The 6,020-nt window shown below is 62.0% G+C and carries 3 protein-coding genes; 2 read left to right on the forward strand and 1 reads right to left on the reverse strand.

Going from position 1 to position 6,020, the window contains the following annotated elements; genetic code table 11:
• Positions 1 to 503: 503 nt before the first annotated feature.
• Both B3T59_RS22565 and B3T59_RS22570 read left to right on the forward strand, forming a co-directional pair.
• Positions 504 to 2,108 (forward strand): ATP-dependent nuclease, encoded by a 1,605-nt coding sequence (locus B3T59_RS22565; RefSeq protein WP_287005192.1) that lies wholly within the window; start codon positions 504 to 506, stop codon positions 2,106 to 2,108.
• Positions 2,105 to 3,778, forward strand: a complete 1,674-nt coding sequence (locus B3T59_RS22570) for a UvrD-helicase domain-containing protein (RefSeq protein WP_287005193.1) — start codon at positions 2,105 to 2,107, stop codon at positions 3,776 to 3,778. Before B3T59_RS22565 ends, B3T59_RS22570 begins: the two co-directional genes overlap by 4 nt.
• Before the next feature lie 994 nt (positions 3,779 to 4,772).
• Here B3T59_RS22570 and B3T59_RS22575 read toward each other — a convergent pair.
• Positions 4,773 to 5,917 (reverse strand): IS3 family transposase gene (locus tag B3T59_RS22575; RefSeq protein WP_287005194.1). Its coding sequence is split into 2 segments (ribosomal slippage): positions 4,773 to 5,650 and positions 5,650 to 5,917, totalling 1,146 coding nucleotides; the frame shifts between segments, so codons are not numbered across the junction.
• Positions 5,918 to 6,020 lie beyond the last annotated feature (103 nt).

Here is a 6,020-nt window from a genome sequence, read left to right on the forward strand (position 1 = left end):
CACCGTTCTCACGACAGTCCCGACAGTGTGTCGTGCGCTGCCAGCTCATTCAGCTGTGCGTCGAGTGTCACCTGATGGCGTGGCTGGCAGTTGGAGTTGGAGTTGGAGGAATTGTGTACCGAGCCGCGGCTGGCGTCACCTGCGCCGACTGGTCCTTATGCGGAGTTGCGTGGATCAGTGGCACGTCCATGGCCTACCCCGATCTTCGCGCGTCGGGCGGTATGGGCCCTTTCCAGTTTGGGAGTCTTCCTCGAATCGTCATGAATCACGCCCCACCAATTAGTAGGCTTGCCGACGCGGACAAGCTGACGGACAGACGTGGCCGATCGCATCGACTGGTCCTCTCCAGATGCCGACGTGTTCGAGTGCTTTGACTTCATGATGGACCTCTGAGTTCCATGCGGAAGGCGTGCCGGGTCACAGAGGTCGACGGAATAGACGTGCGGAGCTGAGTTTTCGCTCCTGACTAGGAAGGGGGCTGGGTCGACGTGCGTCTGTCCAGAATGGAGATCACGAACCACAGTCGGATCCAAGACCTGGATCTCGAAGTGCGGCGCCATGCGGTGATCGTCGGCGCGAACGACGTGGGCAAATCGTCGATCCTGCGCATGCTGAACCTGTTGCTAGGGACGACCACCGCTGGCCTTTACCAGGCACTTAGGCCCGCCGATCTCCGCGACCAGGCGCTGCCTCTTGTGGTCAACGCCTGGTGGTCAGAGCTCTCGGTAGAGAACCGTCGCCCCTTCCTCAATGAGATTGGGATCGCAGAGGATCACGTCAGCGAGCATCTGTGGGTCCAGATGGTGGTCGAGCTGGACCCCGATGATGACGAGTCTGTGTCGATCCGCCGATGGTTCCCGGAGAGCGGACACGCACGAGCGCCCAGTCGCGAGCAGCTGGAGGCGTTCGGTTGGCGCTACCTGAAGGCGACGCGCGGCGCGTCGATGATTGAGGGCGCGCACAGCCCGGTTCGGACGCTCCTGGCGGCTGCTGATCTCGGCCCAAACAAGGACGGATTGAAGGCCCTCCTCGATCAGTTCAACGAGAAGCTCGCGGGCAACGAGTCGGTCGGGGAACTCCTGAGTCGTGTCGCAAGTCATCTCAGCCGTTCGATGCCGCGTCCCGTCGCCAAGGATGATTTCTCGGTCCGGAGCATGACCGATCCGTCCAGCGATGTGCTCCAAGACGTGACAATCTTCCTTAACCGAGGCGACAACCAGGTCCCGCTCACCGAGCAGTCGGACGGAGTCCGCCAGCTCATGTCCATGACGCTCTTCGACCTGGCCGAGGGAACAGCGAACATTCTCGCGGTCGATGAGCCGGAGATCCATCTGCACCCGACAAGTCAGCGGACGGCAGCGGACCTGCTGAGCGGCGGTGCGAACCAGAAGATCATCGTCACCCATTCGCCGTACATTCTTCACCGATTCGAACCCTCGGAGGTCATCGCGGTGGACCGTCACGGCAGGTGTCACCAGATTGAAGATGCGAAACTATCGAAGGTCGAGAAGGTGCGCGCGCACTGGTGGTCACCGCGGCTCCTGGAGGCACTGACAGCGCGCTTCGTCATCCTCGTCGAGGGCGACGCCGACCGTGTGATCGTCGAAGCGGTGGCGCAGAAGCTGGGCACCGACCTCGACCGGCTCGGCGCCGTCGTCGTCGAACTGGACGGTGCGGACAAGTTTAGCAACGTCTTCCCGCTCCTCGGCCCCGACGGCTTTGGCCCGACCCTGCTCGGACTGGTCGACGAGCAGGAGAGCGGAAAGTGGGTCAACGCCTTCAAAGGCAAGCGGAGCACTGTCGTAGACAAGAAGGTCTTCATCTCAGATATCGACCTTGAGGACGAATACACCCGCGCTCTCGGCGGTCAAGTTGCGGCAAAGGCCCTTATTGACGGGAAGTTTTGCAGGGAACAGGGACTACTGCAAGCGACGGGCGTCGAGTCTATTGAGAGGATTGGCTCGGAAGCGGTAGCGAAGTTCTGCAGAGACAAGGGCAAAGTCGAGGCGGCGACATGCATCGCTGAAGCCCTGACGCCCGATGCAGCCGAGAAGATCGGTAGCGTGTCGCGTCTCGTGCGCACCCTTGGCGAGTTGAGCAAGCAGTGAGCGGGTTCTCGCTCAGCGAAGAGCAGCGCAGAGCCGCGACTTCCGCAAAGCCGCATCTTTTGATCATCGCGCCTCCGGGATGCGGCAAGACCGAGGTCCTCGCGCACCGCGCCGCCCATCAGATCGGCTCGCTTGAACAGAACCAGCGCGTACTCGCTTTGACCTTCACCAAGCGGGCGCGCTTGAACCTTGAACAGCGCCTCCGTTCCGTGGTGGGCCACGCGCGAGCGCGCCGTAAGATCGTCGTCCGCAACCTTCACGGCTTCGCGACCGAGGTGGTCCTCGCACATGGCAGCACCATCGGCCTCGACGTGGAAGGACTGGAGATGCCGAAGACCAGCACCATGCGGCGGGCGATGAAGTCGGCGGGCGGCGGGCCCGCCATGTATGACGCCGAGCACATCCTGAGCGACATCAAGAGGGGACCGCTCTCGGACGCCGAGGTGTTGGCGGCAATCCAGCAGCGAGGTCCCGTGCCGGAGGTCGTACTCGCGGAGAAGGTGGAGCGGTCGCGACAGGAGTCGAACCAGCTCCACTACGACGACCTTCTTAGGCACGCGCAGTGCCTGCTCCGCATCCCCGCGGTCGCGCGGCTCTACCAAGCGCACTTTGGCGCGGTACTAGTCGACGAGTTTCAAGATCTCTCGATGCAACAGCTCGATCTCGCCCTTCTGAGCTGCACGTCCAAGCGAACATTCGCCGGAGATCCGCTCCAGGGCATCTACTCGTGGGCAGGAGCAGCGCCCGCCGACGTCGAAGCAGAGATCAAAAAGACCTGCGGTGAGCCAATCAGGCTGCGCGAATCATACCGCTCCTCGCCGAAGGTCTTGGCGACTGTCAACTCGGTGAGTGAGCGGGTCGACCCGGGCTCTGGGCTGATCTCCGCAGAACCGGAGCGGTGGCCAGGCGGCGGCTGTTCCGCCGCCCTCGTGCTTGAGGACCGCGAGTCTGAGGCAGAATCTGTGAGGCGCCTGGCGGGATCGATCCTGGACCGGATGCCCGAAGCATCTATCGGAATCATTACGCGAGCAGGGTGGCGCAGGGAGACCATCGACGCGGTATTCCAGGAGGAGAGGTCCTTTCCAGTGCGCCGATGGGACCTCGCGATCGATGATCCTGCGACCGTCGCTCGTATCCAGTCGACGGTCGCAACCTTACCGCACGGAGCTAGCGTCGCGGACGCGCGGCTGGCGGTGCTCGATGCCGTCGACCCCGCCGATATTGACGCCCGAGAGCTGGTCGACGATGCGTTCGACGCCTTGGAGCAGAGCGCGGCAGTCACTGCGAAGGCTGCGGTGAGGTCGATCAGGACATCCGACCCTACGCAGGCGATTGGGCCCGGCGTTCACCTGCTCAACGCGCACTCCGGCAAAGGCCAGCAGTTCGACTGGGTGTTTGTCATCGGACTGGAGGAAGGGCACCTGCCGGGCAAACGGAACAGCCGCGGAGATGCACTTGCCGAGGAACAGCGCGTCCTGCTTGTCATGCTCTCTAGAGCCCGTCACGGCTTGGTCGTCACGAGAACTAGGATGGCGGACGGCATGCACGGGCGATACCAAGCCAAGCGGAGCCGATGGTGCCCGGGAATCCAGGCACAGTGGTCCAAGGTAGAAGAGATAGAAGCCCATCTGGAAGCGGATCTTCTAGTCTCTCCGCCGACTCCGTCGTAGAACTTCACATTCTTAGCAGCCCGATCAAACAATCGCGCGTGCTGCGAACCATCTATTGGGTCCAAGTGAACTCTTGCTGGGTGGGCGCAGGTCGTTCGAGGCGGAGTTGCACAGGCAGGCTGACAAACGCGGCTGCAGACGCAAAGCGAATGCCTATGCCGCATGACAATATTGAGTTTGCGAGCGACCGGGACGCTTCTACAGTCCGAATGGGTGGCTCTGATCACTCGCAGTGCTGAGCGCCAATATAGTCTGAGGAGCCTACCGCCCACACGGTGGTGAAGCCTAGAATTACGCAGCTGGATCGTAGCACTTGTGCGAGCTCGCATTTATCACGCCACCTGTCGGTGAAGGTGATCATCTCATCGTGATCCGGTCGAGTTTCGAGGCGAAAAAGGCGCGCCGCCGCTGAGCTGCTGACGCAGCAGCCCTCGGACAGAAGGTCTATGCACTGAGCGCACGAACAGCTCTATGGCTAAGGAGCATTGGCGTGACATATCTTGTTGAAAACGTGAATGGCGAGCAGCAGAGAGCTTGCTGGTGGGACATGCCGCAACGATCTAGCGCAACGGCAGGCACAAGCCGGGGATCTAGGTGATTGCGAAGCATGCTGAAGTACCCCAGGTTTAGTTCTATGTGGGTGCGAGGGCCGGATCGGTGGTCTCGCGTACTTGTGAGGCGCCGGTCAGGGTGGCCTCGTACTCGGTTGGGGTGCGGTAGTCGAGAGAAGCTGTGGCGCGACACGCTCCTCACACTGGACCGGGACCTGCTGCTAGTGCGCAAACACCACAGCATGCTCACCCTCGACCTTGCCCAGTACCTGTTCGCGAGGTCGAGTAGCCATATCAACTCGCTGATCTCACTGATCGCCCATGGACCTTGCAACCTGACTTGGCTCAATTTTCGTGATTTCGTCGATCGCGGGGCTGTGACCTTGGCAGGTCCCCGATAACCGGTCCAGGTAGTTCTAGAGCCAGTTCCTTCTTGTAGTCGGTCAGTCGATCTCGCAGCCCACGGGGTGGTGCTGGTGGGTGCATCCGGCAGCGTACTCGGCCGGGGTTTGGTAGCCCAGGGCCGAATGCCGGTGTCGGTGGTTGTGGTCGTCTTTGAAGTCGCCGATGACCACGCGGGCCTCCAACAGGGTGGGCCAGCAGTTGCGGTTCAAACACTCGTCACGCAGCCGGTTGTTGAACGACTCGATGAACCCGTTGTTCCACGGCGTGCCCGGCGGAATGTAGGAGATCCCCACCGACCCTGCACAGAACGTCTGGAGGGCCTCTGAGATGAACTCAGGGCCGTTGTCCATACGCAACACCAGCGGTGGGCCACCCCAGATCGCGAACGTCTTCTCCAACTCCTCGATCAGCCGATCAGCGGTGATCGAGCGGTCCACGATGTTCAGCAACGACATCCGGGTGTGCTCGTCAACCATTGACGCGATCTTGATCTTGTGCCCATCCACGGTTGAGTCGAACTGAAAGTCCAATGCCCACACCACTTTTGGCGCGTCCGCGGCGATAATCGGAACTGAGGACTGGCCCGCCCGCTTACGGCGCGGAGCTCGACGCACCTGCAGGCCCTCTTCTTTCCACAGGCGGTGAACCTTCTTCTTGTTCACCTGATCGCCCTCGTCGAACCGCAGCCACGCCCACGCTCGCCGGAACCCGTGACGCGGGTGTTTGCGGGCATAGGTACGTAGCTGCTCACGCAGGCCGGCGTCCGGATCGGCCGGGGTCTGCGCCACCGGCACACGCCGGTATGCTGAACGAGAAAGCCCAACTACCTTGCACGCCATACGCTCTGACATGCTCATCACGTCCTTGAGCATGTCGATCGCGGCACGTTTGGCGGTTGGGCTCAGAATTTTCCCTTGGCGATCTCCCGCAAGGCGTCCTTCTCCAGCTCGGCATCCGCGAGCAGCCGCTTGAGGCGGCTGTTCTGCTCGCGCAGCTCCTTGAGCTCTTTGGCGGCATCGCCGTCCATGCCGCCGTACTGGCGGCGCCAGTTGTACAAGGTCGCCGCCGATACCTCGAGCTCGGCGGCGATCTCTTCGCCGGTCTTGCCTTCTGCGGACAGCTCGTCGGCCCGGCGCAGCTTCCGCACGATGTCCTCGGCCGAGTGACGCTTACGTCCTGCCATGATCCCTATCGTCCCTTCTCCGCCCTCATCAGGGCAATCAGGACTCTAAACCCACCCGGACCGGTTCACTGGGGACACGCCAACCTGGGGTGATGGGTGTCGG

The organism is Gordonia sp. UBA7860 (genome assembly GCF_002500165.1).
GTDB lineage: Bacteria > Actinomycetota > Actinomycetes > Mycobacteriales > Mycobacteriaceae > Gordonia > Gordonia sputi.